The sequence below is a fragment of the Anatilimnocola floriformis genome (assembly GCF_024256385.1).
Lineage (GTDB): Bacteria > Planctomycetota > Planctomycetia > Pirellulales > Pirellulaceae > Anatilimnocola > Anatilimnocola floriformis.
In genome coordinates this window covers 5,871,258-5,889,065 of sequence record NZ_JAMLFW010000001.1, presented here as the reverse complement: position 1 = coordinate 5,889,065, position 17,808 = coordinate 5,871,258, and the positions used below count along the sequence as shown (strand labels likewise).

At 59.3% G+C, this 17,808-nt stretch carries 12 protein-coding genes; 2 read left to right on the top strand and 10 right to left on the bottom strand.

The window, feature by feature from the left end; translation table 11 throughout:
* The 10 genes from M9Q49_RS23370 to M9Q49_RS23325 all read right to left on the bottom strand — a co-directional run bounded on the left by M9Q49_RS23370 (position 1) and on the right by M9Q49_RS23325 (position 13,121).
* Positions 1-1,398, bottom strand: a complete 1,398-nt coding sequence (locus M9Q49_RS23370; protein ID WP_254511367.1) for a M48 family metalloprotease — start codon at positions 1,396-1,398, stop codon at positions 1-3.
* A 627-nt stretch (positions 1,399-2,025) separates the two neighbouring features.
* Positions 2,026-3,438, bottom strand: a complete 1,413-nt coding sequence (locus tag M9Q49_RS23365) for a hypothetical protein (protein WP_254511366.1) — start codon at positions 3,436-3,438, stop codon at positions 2,026-2,028.
* Between the two features lie 343 nt (positions 3,439-3,781).
* Positions 3,782-4,276, bottom strand: a complete 495-nt coding sequence (locus M9Q49_RS23360; RefSeq protein ID WP_254511364.1) for a TrmH family RNA methyltransferase — start codon at positions 4,274-4,276, stop codon at positions 3,782-3,784.
* A gap of 108 nt (positions 4,277-4,384) precedes the next feature.
* Positions 4,385-5,758 (bottom strand): MFS transporter, encoded by a 1,374-nt coding sequence (locus M9Q49_RS23355; protein WP_254511362.1) that lies wholly within the window; start codon positions 5,756-5,758, stop codon positions 4,385-4,387.
* An 84-nt stretch (positions 5,759-5,842) separates the two neighbouring features.
* On the bottom strand, positions 5,843-7,429 hold the full coding sequence (cimA, locus tag M9Q49_RS23350) for a citramalate synthase (RefSeq protein ID WP_254511361.1): 1,587 nt from the start codon (positions 7,427-7,429) through the stop codon (positions 5,843-5,845).
* Between the two features lie 315 nt (positions 7,430-7,744).
* Complete coding sequence (locus tag M9Q49_RS23345; protein WP_254511360.1) at positions 7,745-9,154, bottom strand: hypothetical protein; 1,410 nt, start codon at positions 9,152-9,154, stop codon at positions 7,745-7,747.
* A gap of 6 nt (positions 9,155-9,160) precedes the next feature.
* The gene (locus M9Q49_RS23340; protein WP_254511359.1) at positions 9,161-9,763 is read right to left on the bottom strand and encodes a hypothetical protein; all 603 of its coding nucleotides are present in this window, start codon (positions 9,761-9,763) and stop codon (positions 9,161-9,163) included.
* Positions 9,764-9,871: 108 nt separating this feature from the next.
* Positions 9,872-10,660, bottom strand: a complete 789-nt coding sequence (locus M9Q49_RS23335; protein WP_254511358.1) for a creatininase family protein — start codon at positions 10,658-10,660, stop codon at positions 9,872-9,874.
* A 166-nt stretch (positions 10,661-10,826) separates the two neighbouring features.
* A complete protein-coding gene (locus tag M9Q49_RS23330) occupies positions 10,827-12,563 on the bottom strand; it encodes a leucine-rich repeat domain-containing protein (RefSeq protein WP_254511356.1) in 1,737 nt (578 codons plus the stop codon).
* Positions 12,564-12,653: 90 nt separating this feature from the next.
* Positions 12,654-13,121 carry a YbaK/EbsC family protein gene (locus M9Q49_RS23325; protein WP_254511355.1) on the bottom strand — a complete coding sequence of 156 codons (468 nt, stop codon included), beginning with the start codon at positions 13,119-13,121 and terminating at the stop codon, positions 12,654-12,656.
* Positions 13,122-13,469: 348 nt separating this feature from the next.
* Here M9Q49_RS23325 and M9Q49_RS23320 point away from each other — a divergent pair, with 348 nt between their 5' ends.
* Positions 13,470-15,083, top strand: a complete 1,614-nt coding sequence (locus M9Q49_RS23320) for a hypothetical protein (RefSeq protein ID WP_254511354.1) — start codon at positions 13,470-13,472, stop codon at positions 15,081-15,083.
* A gap of 132 nt (positions 15,084-15,215) precedes the next feature.
* Complete coding sequence (locus M9Q49_RS23315; RefSeq protein ID WP_254511352.1) at positions 15,216-17,804, top strand: alpha/beta hydrolase; 2,589 nt, start codon at positions 15,216-15,218, stop codon at positions 17,802-17,804.
* The last annotated feature ends 4 nt before the right edge of the window (positions 17,805-17,808 follow it).

The window sequence follows — 17,808 nt, the reverse complement described above, 5'->3', positions numbered from 1 at the left end:
TTAAACGAGCAGGCTGGCGATCGCGATCATCCCAATCAGCCCGGCAGTAACTGCAACGATGATTTGTGCGACGCGATCGAGCTTGCGCCGATAAGAGATTCCCTCGCTGGGCTTCATCAGCACTCGGCGAAGCCAGGCGATTCGCCGCGAAGTTGGCGGATGGAGCCAGGAGAAACTGCTGTCGCCATGCGGGCCTTGCAGCACCGCGAGGGCATGAATCAAATCGCGAGCGCAATCGGCATTCACGCTGCCGTCGTCATCAAAGACAGCTGCCAGGTCGGCGTCGTATTCAAGCAGCTTCGAATAATAACCAACGACTACGGCAGCGTAGCCCAGATAAATTCCCGCGACGAGCAGCGAATTTGGCGAAGCATCTTTGAGCCAGGCAAACTCATCGCCCAGCAATGGCCTGAACGCAAACCACGCGAGGCCAGGGAGCGTGAGGAGCAGCAATCGCAAAATCAAATGTCGCCGTTGCAGGTGAGCCAGTTCATGACGCACCACGGCGGCGATCTCGGTGGGCGCGAGTTGGGCGAGCAGAGCATCTGTCAAAAACAAATAGCGGCAATAGCGCGACAAGCCCGCGACGGCTGCATTCGACAGTCGGCCGTTGGTTTCCCACACCAGAATCTGTGTCAGTGGTGTCTTTGCGCGCTGGCTGATCGCTTCTAGCTCGGTGCGCAAATCGCTGGTCGGAAGACTGCTCGTGGGCCACAGTCGCCGCAGCAACAACGGCAGCGCGATGACCAGCGAGGCGAGAACGGGAATGCCGAGCCAGCTCAACTTGGCCGATGTCGCAGTGAGCAACTCTTGCTGACCGAAGTAGGCGCCGAAGTCTTGAACGCCGAGCACAACGAGGGCGGGAACGAGCGCCATGGCCAGGTAGTGGCGACATTGCCAGGCGAGATAAGCGATGAGCGACTGTCGCGGCTCGGTTGCTTCACGCATTTTCTGGGCAGTTTGTTCGACGTAATAAAACGTAATCCAAACTAGCACGAGCGAACCGACTACCGGCGCGAGGACAAGCAGGTCATCGACAAGCGGCCAGGCGTTCCAGCCCCAAGTAATCCGCACCAACGCCGGCCAATCCCACAGATAGATCACCGCCAATGACGCACTCAACCACAGCCAACCCGCGGCGAGTTGTAGTCGCTCGTAACGCTGAGCGGCCTGACTCCACTGCTGGCAGGTGGTGAGGGGATTGCGACGCAAGCGGGCGATGAACCAGCCGCCGTCGCAAGCCGTAGCAAACGGTGCGGCGAGCATAGTCAGCAACAAACCGATTAACCGGCCTTGTTCGCTAAAGAACTGCGCCGCTAGCGGGGCCGTGGCCGATGCGGGCGCTGCCTCAGAATGTGCCAAGGTGGCCAGCAAAGCAGCCAGAATAATAAGCTGCATGCAGGCCGACCTTGGAAGTGAAGAAAAGTAACCTTCGCGAATGCGCAACTCTGCCAGCTGCACTTTTCGCGGTAATTTGGGCTGAATTTCAGCCTAATCAGCCGTCCGCTGCGATTCAATTGAGAGATCAAGCGGAGTTCGGCATTTGAGTTGCTTATATTCGATCCCTCCCTCACAACCCGCTGAGTGATGCCTGCGATGTGAGGTTCGGCCTACACCAAGTATGCCCGATTGTCGTGATTTTCCGTGTTTTTCGCCTCATGCCGGTTGCGCCGATTGCCGATAGATCTTTCTTATCGACAGTTCGAGGGCCGAGTGAGTTTGACTGATGTTTGACGGAAGCGTTTATTACTGTTGGTCTTGCGATGCCCATTGTCGGGCCGTTGAAACCCCCGCCGCCGGTGCTTGCTGCCCACGCTGTCAAGAACGATTGAGCGCTGACTCTCGCTTGGAGAGTGCTCCGCAGATCCTCAGCTTCCTCACGCTGGGCGAAGCACACAAGAAGACGCCGGCTCCGTCGTCGCCAGGACTCTGGCCATCACGCGCGGCGGCGATGCACTAAGTGCGCAGCAAAATGGGCCATTGTTACCAATGGCCCGTCACTTCTAGTTTGTCAGTTCGCGAAGCTTAGCGAGCAGACTTCCAACCGCCATCGTCGATTTGCGTGGGAGCAACAACCGGCGCGATAGGCCGTTGTTCGAACTTCGCCACGGGCCGAACTTCGGCATTCTTCACCGGCCACACTGCCGGAATCACAGCCCAACGGTTGCCGTTGCTCGCCGTCCGGTCGCCCGGGGTGATCAACTGCGGGGCACGATTGTTGTTCGGTTCGATCCGGTCGTTGCCATGCGGATCACGCAACGGCTGCACGCTGGCCGGCGGCATTCCCGGTTCGCTGATCGTGTTCGAACGAATTTCTTGATTCAACTGCGTGCGATCGCTCGAATAACCGCTGCCCATGAATTGCGAACCGCTCGGAGCTGGCGGAGCGAGCATCGGCGGCACGTTGCCAGCCGGAGCGCTGTTGAGCGGCTGTGTGTAAGGATCTTCGGTAATTGGACGGAACGCACCCGGAGCCGGCGGAAAACCACCACCGGGAATGCCACCACCCGGATTGTTGCCCGGCAGCGGCGTGTTGAAGTTTGGATTGTTGTTGTTGAAATTCGGATTGTTATTGAGCGGCACACCGGCGGGCGGCGCACTGCTGCCGAACGGCAGCGAGGGACGCATGTCGGCTGGAGCGGAATTGATCACGCCCGGACCGCGCGTGCCAGGCGAGGGAATGGTCGTGCCACCGAGCGGAGGGCGGATGCCCGAGGGAGCGGGAACGACCGGAACGACAGGAGCAACGGGAACCTGATAATAAGGGGCAGCGGCCCCGCATGGCGAACCACAGCCGCCGTAGTTGCAAGTTGTCGGTTTGCTGCAGCAACTGCTGCTGCTGCCACGCCACATCCAAGCGAACGGCCGCCAAAGTGAGCAGCCGCTGCCGCAACTGCTACCACAGCTACTTCCGCAAGACTGTTGCACCGGAGCTGCTTGGCAAGTGGCTGCATAACCGCAAGTCTGCGGAGCAGCGACCACGCCCGGTTGATAAACGCGATAGTAAGTCACCGGAGCCGAGACAGCTTGCGGTGCGTAATAAACTTGCTGCTGTTGCGGCTGCATGTAGACGACGCGCTGCACCGGAGCGGCATAGCCGCCGTAGTAAGCAGCCGTCGCCAGGCCGGGCTGATTGGCCCCGGCGTAAGTGATTTGATAGGCGCCGGTCGCCGGCACTGCGTAAGCAATGCGGGCTGCGGAAGCCGGAGCGTAGTAAGCCGTGTTGCCCGCTTGCGGAGCATATTGCGCTTGCACCACAGGCGCCGACGCAAACTGATAAGCCGTTTGCGGTGCGTAATACGCCGAGTTGCCCGGCCAGCCCGGCGTGGTGCCGCGAATGACGTTTTGAGCGAAGGCCGGAGCGGCTCCGCAAGCCAGCGCGGTGAGCGCGGCCAACAAGTTGCGAATCAGGCGAGCCAGGTTAAAAGGTGCAGTCATCGGCGGCAATCTCCCGGACGTTCACGTCGGCTGCTCTCTGAGGAGGCAAGCCATCGTGCGGCGATCTGGCGGGAATTCTTTAGATCGAATTCGCGACAAGTCGTCAATCGTTTCTGTAGTTTTCTTGACCGTTTGCGAAAACATTATTCCTGTATCAATCATGCTGTTTCGCCGACCTGTGCCGACGAAACTGAACACGACAACACGGTAAGCCGTGCGTTCGATACCGGTCCGGGAAAACCTAGGTCAGGAATCGTGTGAGGCAATCTCGCAACCACCGACGTTTCGCGAGAACTGCGCACGGCTATAACGATTGTGCGGGCAGCAAGCCCGAGATAGGAGATCAGCCCGTCGGATACTGCCGGCAATACTCGTACATGGCGAGCGCTGCCGAGGTTGCCACGTTGTAGCTGTAGGGCAAACCGTACACAGGAATCTCCACGCACACATCCATCCAGCGGAGCTGCTCCTCGGTCAAGCCAAGACGTTCGTTGCCCAGCACGAGCGCGGTCTTGCGCGGGAACTGATAGTGATGCATGTTCTGCGCGCCGGTCGTTTGCTCGAGGCCGATCAGCGTGAACCCCTCTTCCTTCACCTGCTTTAGCACCGGCAGCAGCGTGCGATGAACTTCCAGTTCGACCTGTTCGCCGCCGTCGCGCGCGATCGACTTGTGAATGCTCGGATTGCCACAAGCAATCACTCGGCCAATGCCGCAGCAACCAGCCGTCCGCAGCATGTTCGAGAGGTTGATATTGCTTCGCAGCGGCGCGCAAACCAAGATCATCTCGCGCGGGCGTTCCAGAGCAGTCGGCGGTTTGTGGCGAAGGTGTTCGAACATGCGGGAGGCGAGGGACTGGAGGCGGGGGAACAGAAGTTCGATTCAGGATTGTATTGTATTCTCCCTCGTCTCCCGCCTCTCGTCCCTCGCCTCCCCAACTCAAAACTACTACAAACTGTCATCCCCCGGCGCCACATAAGCACCCGGCTGATGATGTCTTGGTTCGACGAGGGTGAAACTTAGGAGCCAGCCGAGGAAGAGCAGGCCGGTGATGCACAGCGAGACAGTGTAAAAGCCGACAACGCCGACAAGGTAACCGGCGAGCGGCGACAGGAACAGCGGCGCTGCCATGCACAAGTTCTGCGTGCTCAGGTAGCGCGGATGTTCGCTCGGCGGCGCGATCTCCAGCGTGTAGTTGTTGAACGTCTTCTGCGCGACGGGCGTCAAACCAATCAGTACAAAGACGAGCGAGAACGAATTCTTGCCGAGTTCTGTTTGCGAAATCAAAATCGCCGCCACGAGTGGCGCCGCGCAGATCAGCAGCGTGACGATGCTCAGTGCCCGGCGATTGCCAAATCGATCGGCGATCGGGCCGGTGAGAACGCTGAACAGTCCCGTGCCGCAATTCTGCGCGACGACCCACCACACCAGCATCGGAAAACCCAAGCCCAGCTTGTTGCGTGCAACCGATTGGTAGAAGGGAAAGAGGAGCAGCGAAGTTGTGAACAGCGCGGAGACGATCGCCAGGCGACGGAAGTTGGCATCTTCCTTCAGCGTTCGCCAGGCTCCTTCGAACAGTCGGCGCAGCGGCTTGGGAGGTTCGTCGTGATTGTCGGGCAATTCCACAATCTGCCACGCCATCAGCGAAGCTGCCCCGAACAACGCCGTGGAAAATCCAAAGATCCATTCGAAATCGGCTGCCCCTTCGTGCAACCATCGCGGCAAGAGCATCACCGCGCAAGCGACGGCCGAAGTTACTCCGATCACGTCGGCAATCATCAGCAACCGGCCGCGCCGCGTCGGTCGGATCAGTTTGCCTTGCAGCGTGTTGTAAGCCAGCTGATTGATGCCAATCGCGGTGAAGAACAGCCCGTACAGCAATAGATAAATCCAAGCCGCGAGGTGCGGCAACTTATCGAGATGCAACAGCCACAAACTGGTGATGCCGGCGAACATCAGCGTCATCGATGTTGTCGTGCCGATGAAGGCTCGACTCTTAAACGGCGTGACCTTGATGCGGCGAGCGACGAGCAACGGCGGAATGCTCTGGCCGAAGCGATTGAGCAGCGGCAGGCAACCCATCATCCAGGGCGACGCGGCCAGCGACTCGAGCACTGCCGGCATGATGACGCTTTCGGTTTTGAAAATCCAACCGGTCCGCATCAGTGCCTGGTAGATGACCAGAATGACGAAGTTCCGCATTTCTGCCGGACGAGCTTCGTCGCCGGCGAGAATGCCGGTCGGCTTTTCGTCGACGGATTGGTCAGCAGCGCGCGACGGCTCCTTTTTCTCCGGTCCACGCGGCTTCCTGCGTTGCTTCATGCTGCAAGTATAACTGGAAACGATCGGCTGCGAGGATGTAGCTCCCGCCCGGTTACCCCAGAACGCGGGGTAGCAACTGAATCGTTACTGCTGTTCATCCTTAACCAGCTTGTACTCAACCGCGTCGACGAGCGCCAGCCAGCTGGCTTCGATGATATTTTCGCTCACACCGATCGTGCCCCAGGTGTCCTCACCATCGGTCGATTCAATGATGACGCGAATTTTCGCCGCCGTGCCCGCTTCGCCGTTGACGACGCGGACCTTGTAGTCGATCAGCCGCATGTCGCCGAGGCCGGGGAACGTGCCGTTGAGGGCCTTTCGCAGCGCGCCGTCGAGCGCGTTGACCGGGCCGTCGCCTTCGGCGCTTTCGAACCGCGGCTGATCGCCATCCTGATTATTCAGGCGGATCTTCACCGTCGCTTCAGTCTGTGGTTCGCTGCCATCGGCGCCCGCGCTCACGGCGATGTGATACTTCAGGCGCTCGAAATGCGGCTTGAACGTGCCAGCCACTTTGCGGACGAGCAAATCAAAACTCGCTTCGGCTGCTTCGAACTGATAACCCTTGGCTTCTAGATCGCACACTTGCTGCAGGATCGCGTCCATCAGTTTGCGATCGTCGTTCAAATTGTGCTTCGCCGTGAGGGCCGCAATGTTTGAACGGCCCGAAAGCTCGCTGACGAGAATCCGCCGCTCGTTGCCGACGAGCGCGGGATCGATGTGCTCATAAGAACTCGTCGCGCGAGCGATCGCATGCACGTGCATGCCGCCCTTGTGAGCAAACGCGCTCTGGCCGACGAAGGGCTGATTGTTGCGATGATTCTGATTCGCTGTTTCGTAGACGAACCGCGAAAGCTCGGTCAGATGATCGAGCCCTTCGCCTTGCAGTACACGATAGCCCTTCTTCAAACCCAGATTGGCCATCACCGAGATCAGGTCGGCATTGCCGCAGCGCTCGCCAAAGCCGTTCATCGTCCCTTGCACTTGCGAGGCGCCGGCATCGACGGCAGCCAGCGAGTTGGCGACGGCCAGCTCACAATCATTGTGACAGTGGATGCCGACCGCGACGCCCAGCGGCGTGAGAACTTCGAGGGCTTGCTTTGCCCGTTCAGCGACTCGCTCCGGCATCGTGCCGCCATTGGTATCGCACAGAATGACCATGCTCGCGCCGGCTTCGGCCGCGGTGCGAATGGTCGACAGCGCGTACTGCGGATTGGCCGCAAAGCCGTCGAAAAAATGCTCGGCGTCGTAAAACACCGTGCGTCCTTCCGACTTCAAATACGAGAGCGAGTCGCGGATCATGTCGAGGTTTTCCTCGAGCGAGATTCGCAAGATTTCCGTCACGTGAAAGTCCGAAGTCTTACCGACGACGGTCACTACCGGCGCTTGCGAATCGACGAGGGCTCGCATCCCGGGATCATCTTTCGCGGCCACTCCGCGCCGCCGAGTCATGCCAAACGCGCAGACCTTGGCATGCTTCAGCGGCAGCTCGCGCACGCGCTGAAAGTATTCGATGTCCTTTGGGTTCGAAAGCGGAAAGCCACCCTCGATAAAGTCGACGCCCAACTCATCGAGGCGTTGCGTAATCTGCAGTTTATCCTCCAGCGACAGGCTGACCCCTTCGCCTTGCGTCCCGTCGCGCAAAGTCGTGTCGTAGATCTGGATCGTTCGCATGGCAGACTCTTTCAGAAACGTATTCGTTCGCCCGTACCAACAAAAAAAGCCCTGACACCAGTGGGCGTCAGGGCTTGAAAGGTTCAATCTAGCCGCGTGCCGCCCTATGCTCGTCCCTCAATAATTCGACCCGTAATAATCCCAGCTGTGCCCCAGCCATTGCTGTGCAGTGCGATGTTCGGATTGTAACGATTGGTCGACATTGAGAATCAAAGAGCGGGGAAGCAAGCGACTATCTAACAGTACGTTCGGGCGGAGAGACTGTCAACAGTCGAATGACAACCCGCTTAAGCACGTCCGAAACAATACCCGTATTCATTCGGGCTTCCCGACTTCAATCGCAACACCCACATCAGCGAACTCGCCTTCTTGCCAGCTGCCACTTTCATCTTGTTTGTTCTCGCCAACGCTATAGATCTTCAGCGACTCGGAGCTCAGTCGCAGAAGCATTTCTTGCCCCGAAAAAGGATCGAGCGGAATGACCGGCAGATACTCAGGAACCAATTCCTGCCAGGTTGCGGGCCAGCGCTGAGTCCTTTTCCGGAACCGCGCTGCCGCGATAGCGGCAATTGCTGCTCCACCTTGGGCATCAGCCATCGCGAACTGCTTGATAGTTATAGAAAACGGCGGCAGGAGGACCGAGGAATAGGGATATGTACGTCCTGCCCTCTTGATGCGAGTTCTGCATTCGTCTGAGACGGCGTTCCACTCGCGCACGACGGCATGCACCGATGACTCTGCCGCTTCGTCCAAGCGGCGAAAACTCTTAAGCACCACGGCTGCGTCCCACGGGTAGCGTGGCCCGCGGGCTAAGTTTTGCTCGATGAAATCGCGGTTGCGCGTCTTCTCATCGCCGTCGCTCTCAGCCAAAGACTCGACTGGCCACGTGCAGCAGGTGTATTCCATCGCCCGCTCGGCCCGGATTGTAAATTGGAGCGATCGCCGGAGGTCTAGCTTTTGAAAGGCACTCTGCAAGCGAGTGAGATCTTGCTCCTCGACTTCCTGCTGGCCGAGGAGAAGTTCGAGACTTGTGACCGCGGTGCGAATTATCACAAGCCGCACAATTTGCGGAATGGCGTTTGGATCATTGCCTAACGTGTCAGCCATCGCCAGCTGCTGTAGTAGGCGATTCACAGCCTCGCTGGTTCGCCCGCAATACAAGTCGACACGCAGTTGCAAACCGAGAACTTGCGTCCCTTGCAGCATGCGAAAAGCATGCGGTGTGGAGGATGCGAACCCGAGCGTGAGATCGTAAGAAAATCTCGTGGTGAACTCACGATCGAGCAGCGACGGCGCGAACGCGAGTAGCTGCTCAAAGCGAGCCAGCAGGCGCTCGATCTCCGCCAGTTCAGGCGTAGGCTCGCGGTTGGGCGTCGTCCTTAGCGCGTCACCCAATTTGCGCACCCGCGCGAGAGAATCCTCAACCTCTTTGTCATCTAAAATTCGCAAAACTCTCTCGAGTTCAGCGGTGACATCGGGCAGCCCAGGCTCCGGCTTGTAAAGCAGTTCCAGATCAATCGTTGTCAGCGGGCGGCCTGTTTCGCGCACGCTCGCGATTTCTTGGACGAGTTCATTGTGACTACGCCGTAAGTGCATCCAGCAGCCAATTGCCGCTACCAGCAAGACCATCAGCAACAACAACAGCGGCGACAAGAGGCAGCCCAAGGTAAGCCTGGATCGCGCATAGCGGCCGAGGCCACTTTTGTTGCCGTCGGAGACTCTCACGAACAATCACTTTCCCGATTTCTTCTTCGCCGATCGCTTCAGCGCGATTGGCTTCGAAGTCTTCTTGGCTACCTTCTTCGGTGCGGCTTTGGGCTTTACCGCTTTGACCTTCTTTGGAGCGGCGGGGGCCTTTGCAGATGGCTGCGCGACGGTCGTCACGGCAACTGGCGCGGGCGGAATGACCGCCGGTTTCGCCGGCAGCGAGAAGAGTGGCTTGGGCGGCGGGAACCTGTTTGCAGCTGTGGTGGCGGCGGCCGCCGGCGCCTTGGGTGGCTGTGGGATGGCGAACAGCGGCATTTGGGCCTTGGCGGGCTGTGCTGGTGGCTGCGGGTTCGACTTCGCGGCTTTCTTTGGTTTGAGTCGCTTCATGCCGGCGACGGCTTCGATGCACAATGGCTCGAAGTAACGCGGAATTTCCGACAGGCCTTCGTGAACCACCTTGTTGCGGATGTGAGCGATGGCTCGGATTTCCCAAGCGAGCGTCGTGGGCAAACTGCTTTCGACGCTGCGGACCATCTCGCCCACGCCGCGACCTTCGGCGCCGAAGGTGTCTCGCAGCAAAGTTTGAATTTCGGCGTAGCGGCGGTTGATGGTTTCGTGCGTGGTCATGTTGTGGCTTCCTTGCAGCGGCGAAGAATAAGTCAGGCCATTTTAGTTGGTTACCGGCAATTCGCCCCAGAGCAATTTGCACCGCAGCCGCAACGGCTTACCGCACGGTTATTCCACCGCAAACGGAAATTTCTCATCCAGCTTGGCGTTCGACAGTTCCAGCAAAAACGTGCCGAGGCGATCTTCGAGCACGCGCATCATCTGCTGGCCTTTTTCGGCAGTTGCTGCGTGGGGATAGCCGCTGCCGGTGTTGGTAGTGAGGAGATGCCACGGGCGGGTGATGCTGACCCAGCCGCGATTGAGAGCTTCGAAGCGGCTCTTTCGCGTTTGGCCGTCGTCGCCGGTTAGTTTGCCGTCGGCGGTGCGAGCAACGAGCGTGGGGAAATACGCGAGGCCGAAGGACGTTTCCATTTCGCCGGCGTGGTCTTCTTTGTGCTCGAAAATCTTTTGATATTCCTCGCCCAGCGCGTGATACCAATTGCAGAGAAACAGATGGCCGTCGATTTTGTCGGCTAGCTCGCGCAGGAGCGGCTTCATTTCGTTGCCGCCGTGGCTGTTGAGGAGCACGACCTTTCGCACGCCGCTGGCGATGCACGACTTGACGATATCGGTGACGAAACGAAACAGCGTCGAGGGATCGACATTGATGGCCAGTGGCAACTTGGCCATGTTCGTCTCGGTGCCATACGGAATCGTTGGCAGCAACGCGACCTTCGCTCCCTTGGCATGAGCCGCGGCGCAGATGTGTTCGCCGACGATCGTCCCTTCGAACAGATCGGTGCCATACGGCAGGTGCAAGTTATGTGGCTCGGTCGCGCCGAGCGGCAGCACGGCCACTTCGTATGGATTGGCTTTGGTGTAGGCGTAGTTGGTTTCGGCGAGAACGTAGTGGCGCATTGTTTGTCGGCTTTCACTTCGTGACAGCACGCGTCTTTGCTAAATGAGATATCGTTGGAGAATTGCCTGGAGGCATCATATCCGCAATCACGAATGCTCGCCAAACGGCCGAAAATCGCGGCGCTCTTTCGGCGGCAACTTTCGCGGAGCGAAAGTCGACAATGAGTCAGTTCTGAATTTCTAGCTTGAGAATCGCGGCTTTCAATTTCTGCACGCCAGCCGCGGTTATGCCGCTGCCGGTCACGTGCAGCGTCTTCAATTTGCGAAGTTTGCTGAGCGCCGGAACGGCTTCGTCAGTGAGCTTAGTGTTCGAAAGATCAAGCTCTTCCAGATTGGTGAAGGTGGCAATCAGCGGCAACGATTTGTCGGTAAGCTGCGTGCCATCGAGAAATAGCTGATCGAGCTTCGTGCAGTTTTTGAAATTCGCGAACGCTGCGTCGTCCACTGGCAGGCCGCTCAGTTCCAGCCAACGAAGTTCGCTGCAAACGGTGAGTGCTGCGAGGCCTTTCGCAGTGACCTGCGTGCGGCCGAGCGCGAGATTTCGCAACCTGGCCAGGCCGGGCGTGGTGAGCAGATCGTCGTCGGTGACTTGCAGCGACTTCAGGTAGCCGGCATCGAGCTCTTCAAAACTCGCGCCGGTCAGTTGCGCGAGCGACGTCCGTTGGTCGTTCTGGCGATAGATCTCGCGCAGCAGCGTGCCGCCGGCCGAGCGGTACATCGGGCTTTCGTGATCGAACAGAAAATGAGCCGTTGCAGCTGACTGCGAATAAATCTTGCGAATGTCAGCGCTGCTTTGCACCTGATCGCGGCCGAGCGCGACGAGTTGTTGCAGCGGCAGGCCCTTGTCACCATTCAGCACTCTGTAACGCGGGATCTGCAAACGATCGGCTTGCCAACCTCCGACGGTCCAGTGGCTGCCGTGGTTCTGCAACGACTCCACATGCATGGCCGCTCCCTCGACCATCCAAAAGTTTTGCTTTTCGCCGACTCCCTGCGGCGTGCCTCGCCATTGCTGAAAGAGTTGATGAGCCGCTTCGTGAAACCAGGTCGGCTGAACCGTTTCGTCGCCGACGAAGAAGATCGACGTCTGCTGCGCGTCGGAATAAAAGCCCTGCGTCAGGCCGATGTTCGGCTGACTGCTGAGATATTTCACGTACTCGTCGCGAGTGCGAAACAGGAGCACATTCAGTTGAATGCCCGGTTCGGGCAGAGGGCGTTGATTGGTAATTCCTTGCTCGAGTTCGGCCCGGCTCGACCAGAACTCGAAGAAGGTTTGCTTCCACAACCAATGAAAGTCCTCGAGCTTCTTCGCGAGTTCCACACCCGCCGCGCCCGATTGATTGGTCGCGATTCGCCAATGCTTCGAATCGACGCGCCAGTATTTCCCTTGTTGCCAGCCCGTCTTGGGATGCGGCGTTTTGCCAGCCGAAATGGTCGGTGGCGGTGAATACGCTTCCCAGGCGTTGTCGGTTGCGTTGCGGCGATGACCGAGCGCGTTGCGCGCGGCGCGATTGTCGGGATCTTCGCGGAGGGCTTCGTGCAACAAGCGATAGGCCGTGGCGGGATCGGCCTCCTTGGCACTGGCGAGTGAGACGGCGAGCTTCGTCAAACCACTGGCTTGCTCCTGCCGGAGTGCGTGGAACTTGACGTGCCACTTCTGCACGAGATCGGAAGCTTCCTTTGGCAGGTCATTGCCGCGAACCACTGGCGGCAGAAACAGCAGCGTGCGCCCCTTCGTCCGTCGAGTTTGCCATTCGCGCGTGATCTTGGCTTGTTCGGTCAGGCCGAGCGTATCGCACCTGATCGCTAGAATCTCAAGCTCGCGAGCGAAGTGGCGATCGAGTGAATTCAAATCTTCGCTGGGGTCGGCGGCCCATAAACGAGCCGCAGATAAGAAGAGCATTGCGGCAGCAAAATAGAAGAGTAGTTTCACGACGATTCACAATGCCAGCTGCAGCCCCTGAAGTAACTCAAGCATAGCATCCGCAGCCCGCTATTCCGCAAAACTTCCTAGCGTCGGCTGCTCTACCTGCTCGTACGCGGCGAAGGTCATCGAAACCGAAATGCCATGATCGCCGGCGTTGAAGTTGATCTGCGGCTGCTCGGCCAGCCCGCGATCGCAGCAGGTTGGCAGGTTGAACAAACTGCCGAACGGTGGGATGGAGCCGGGCGTGAGGCCGATTATTTCCAGCACTTCTTCTTTGGTCGCAAAGCGTAGCGATTTTCCGCCGAGCGATTTCTTGGCTTCCTTGCTCGCCAGTTTGCGGTCGGCGGGAAGGACGATGAGGACAAACCACTCGTCGATTTTGCAGACCAGCGCCTTCGCGCCGCTGGCCAGCGGCACGCCGCGGATGGCCGCAGCTTCTTCGCTGGTGAATACCGGAGCGTGTCGCAGCACGCCGTAAGTGATCTGCCGGCCATCGAGCAGGGTGCAAATTCGCGAAAAAACGGAGTCGGCCATCGGGAACGCTCTTTCTGGCGGTGGGGCGGCTGTCGATATCACCGCGATCGACGATGTAAAGAATAAGCCTATAAGAGCTTACGACTTCGACTGGCGGCTGGCAATCCGCAGCCAATCGCCCGATTAGACCTTGCAATGAAACTGAAAATACTTACGCTAGACATTTACTTTCGCGGGAATGCGCAGGTTAGCGGCCGTCAATTTCCCGCTAAGTAGACCTCCTCTCTACTGGCGGCCTGCGAAGATCGCACCGCGAGCACGCAGGCATTGGCACGTTCGAGACGCCCTCGGTAAGGTTGCAGCGCAGCCGGCGGATGGCGTCACACACTTGAATTGCAATCAGCCGGAATGAGTGAAATCCTCTTTCAATATCAGAAAGTCGCGCCGACGACCTGGGCATACCTGGCGTCGTTGCTGATCATCGGGCTGTACTTCAAGTTCAACCGCTTCTGGAGCGTGCGGAACTTGGATCTCTGCCTGGTCATTCTGCTGGCGCCTGGTCTGCTGTTTGTCTATTACGGCGAGCAACTGTCACGCAAACCCGCAGTGGCTGCGGCAGCACCAGCGGTTACTCCGGCAGAACCAGCCATCGAACCTGTGCCGCCGGTCAACGACAGTTCGGCCACCGATGGCAATGTGCAAGTGCCAGCCGACAATCCGTCCACGGCTGCCACTCCTGATGGCGCGCCGATCACCGAGCCAGCCAAGCCGGAAGAACCTAAAGTAAAACCGATTCCCGTCGCGAATACCAACCTGCAGCCACCTCGCGAGGAACTTCTTGCCAGCATGCCGAAGCTTTCGCCCGAGAAAGCCGTCAGCGTGATGAATTTCGGCTATGTCTGGTTGCTCAGCGTTTCACTGCTGCTCCTCATTCGCCTGCTGTGTGATCCCACGATGGTTCGCCGGCCGCTTTTGGAACCGAATCTTTCCAACGGCGGATTGCTCTTCATCGGCTGTGCGCTGTTGGTCTTCCTGATGGCCAATGTCCTCGCCTCAGAAGTCAGCACCGATGATTTAAGTGGCCCGCAAGGTGCCGCAGCGCTCATGCAGAAGCGCGACGATGGCACGACCAAGTACACCTATCTTGGCCCGGGTTACTATTTCCTGCATTTGCTACCGTCGATTCCCACGTTGCCCGCTGGCGGCATTGCCAAGAGTGATCCGCGTCTGGCGTTTGCGCCGGCAGCAAAGACGATGGCGATTATCTCGCATCTAGCGGTGGTGATTGCCCTGGTGATTGTCGGGCTCTGGCATTTCGACAACATCAAGCTCGGCATCGGCGCCGCGGCGATGTATCTGATGCTGCCGTACACCGCGCAAATGACCGGCCACGTCGATCACGTGTTGCCCAGCGCACTCATGCTCTGGGCTGTCGTGTTTTATCGGCGGCCTGCGATTGCGGGGATCTTCGTCGGGCTCAGCGTCGGCGTTGTTTATTACCCGATCTTTTTGCTGCCGCTGTGGATTAGTTTTTATTGGCAGCGCGGCGTGTTTCGTTTTCTCGCCGGGTTGCTCGGCGCGATTGCCATTACTGCCATCTCGCTGGCCTTTGTGTCGGAAGACATGGCGTCGTTCTGGTCGAAGATCCGCCAGATGTTTGGTCTCTTTATGCCCAACATGGACGCTGAGAAGCTCCGTGGTATTTGGGGGCAGACGTTCGGTTGGGATCCGATTTGGCGGTTGCCTTGTATCGCTGTCTCAATCTGCATCAGCGCACTATTCGCACTTTGGCCTGCTCAGAAAAACCTCGGCACGCTACTCAGCTGTTCGGCTGCCATGATGCTCGCGGTTCAGTTCTGGCATGGCTATGGTGGCGGCACTTACATCGCTTGGTTCATGCCGCTGATGCTCCTCACGATCTTCCGCCCGAATCTCGAAGATCGCATCGCGCTGACCGTGCTCGGCGAGGGCTGGCTGTCAAAACGACGGACCAGGCTTGCTCCTTTGGGTCGAGCGGCCTGATTTTGCCCTTTTCGGCCAACGATTCTCATGCGGCGGTTCGCCAACCGCCGACAGCCGATAAGAGGAGGCTCTCGGGCTTCTAATTGTTGGACGATTCGCGCGCACTGCTAGCAAGGAAGCGAGGCAGCCGCCATGCACTATCTGAAAAAAATCCCTGCGCACTGCGCGATACTTTTGACGGTGAGCTGCGCGCTCATCGCACTCGCCGGCTGCAGCGCGGAACCAACCGATTCCGTCGCACTCTCCAGCCCGCAATCGACCGCGCCTGCGTCATTCGTCGGCGGCGAGAAGACCGAACTAGTTCCCACGCAACTCGTGCCGAACCATCTCGCGCAGCGGCCTGCATCGCAGGCCGTAGTCAATCCAGCCGAGACGGATCATCTGCCTCTCTGGCCACCAACGACGAACCCTAGCCCTCCCGCGCCCGCTGCCGTGCCGCCGCTGTTCCCCGCGAACCCGCCGCCACCGCCGTTGCCGACCGAACAACCCCTGGCCACCGAGTTCGCTCCGCCCGCGTTCACGTCGCCGCAGTTCGAGCCGGCGAGTCCTGCTCCTCCGGCAACAGCTCCAGTTGCCGCAGTACCCAGCGACGAAAATCCACTGCGCGCGAGCGAGCCTCAAGCGCCGCCGATCGCGGTGCCCGCGCCAAGCAGCATCGCTGCGCCTAGCACGGGTAATCCGTTACGTTTGAACGCTCCTGGTGCGTCACCAGCATGGGGACCTCCGACAACTGCATCGAGCGGTTTGCCCACTCGGTCGCCGAACCTGGCGGCACCCACTTCCGACAATCTATTGCCGTCAGCGCCGCTGGAAACGCACATCGCACCAGCGCCTGCTGCCGTGCCGTTCGCGCCATCGACGACGACCAATGAGCAACCATCTGCGGCTCCCACGGCGGAAGCTCCGCAGTCGGTGGCAGCGCTCCCGAAGCCGTTGCCAAAGATCACCAACAAAGCCGCCTCGCGACCACCGCGCGTCCCCACTCATCCGCAAGCGCATGCCGAATGGTCAGCAAAGCAAAAGCTCGCGGCCGCTGAGGAAAGTCCAAGTGGCGGCAGTGCGCGGGCGTCGGACTACGATCCGTCCGCTTACGGCCCGGCCCCGCAACCGCAGTCGCCACCGCGGATGATGGAGCTCGGCGCGAAACAGGATCCACCTGCGAGCGCGCCCGAAGTAAATGCCCCGAGCGAAGGCGCGGTGGCAGCGAATCCGCCATCAGGCCCGATCGAGATCCCGTCCGTGCCGGTCTTTGATCCGCCCACGTTCGAACCTGCGCCGATCGCCGCTGGTATTCCAGCGGCAACACCAGACGCAGTCGAGCCGGCGGAAACTCCTGCCGCGCCGCCGAGCTTCGAGCCACCCACGTTTCAACCAGTTCCCGAGGTCCCCGCGCCCGCCGTAGAACCAACGGCCGCTGAACCAATTGCTCAGCCTCCCAGCGACGCGCCGCAAAAAACCACTGCCCTGGTGCCAGCGACCAGTAGTAACGATCCGTTCGATGTGGTCCGCGTGTTTTACGGCACTGATCGATTGGCAGAGCATGTCAATCGCGACACGCTGCTCATGCGGTTGATCCGCTTCACTCCAGCTGCCGTTCTGATTGGTCTGTCGGTCTTTGGCGTCTTCGTGTTGCTCACTTCGCGCAAGATCAGTTGGATCCTGGGCACGGGCACGATGCTGGTTTGCAGCGTGCTCGCCGTTTGGCATGGCATTTCGGAAACGATCGAGATCGCCCAGTTGGCTGCCCAGGAAGAGCCGAGCTACTCTGCCGACAAAAGCGTGCGCGGCAAAGTCGAACTGGGAATCTGCGAAGTGTCGATTCCCAAAACGCACGAACCCGGCGCGCTCGAAACGCCGTTGATTACGCGACTCGAATTTGAATTCAATCCAGCCGAACACATCACGCTACGGAAGACGGTTCGCCTGCACAACGATGCGTTTTACGAGCAGCTGCGCGAGCAGGTTGCCAGTTCGCCAAATCGCGAGCTCCTCGTCTTTGTGCACGGCTTTAATGTGTCGTTCGACGATGCTGCCCGCCGCACCGCGCAGATGGCCAATGATTTGAAGTTGCAAGGCGCGCCGGTTTTCTTCAGCTGGCCGGCGGATAAATATTTCCTGCTGACCTACGGCAAAGATGAAACCAGCGTGAGCTGGTCCGCGCCTCACCTGCGCGAGTTTCTGCTCGACCTGGTTCACAACACCGATGCTCGCGCCATTAACCTGGTGGCTCACAGCATGGGCAATCGCGCTCTGACCACCGCCCTTCGCGAAATCGATTTGCAACTGCGCAACGAAGCCCGCCTCTTCAACCAGGTGGTGCTCGCAGCGCCCGATATCGACGCCGATGACTTCCGCGACAACATCGCGCCGGCCATTCAGCGCACCGCCAAGCAAGTCACGCTCTACGCCTCGGCGCACGATCGGGCGCTCGCCGCGTCGCGACTCATTCACCGCAACGCCCGCGCGGGAGATACCAGCGAAGGCTTGGTGCTGGTGCCCGGCGTGGTGACGATCGACGTCTCGAACATCGACGGCGGCCCTTGGGGCCATTCGTACTACGGCGCGAGCGATCCGGTTCTCCGCGATCTGCACCTGCTTCTCACTTCGCTGCCACCCGAGCGCCGCACTTGGCTCAACATGAAAGAACTCGACGGCCAGACGTATTGGGCGTTTAAGCCGCTAACGTCGGCCAGCGCGCCGTCGCTGATTGCGCCGAGGTAAATAC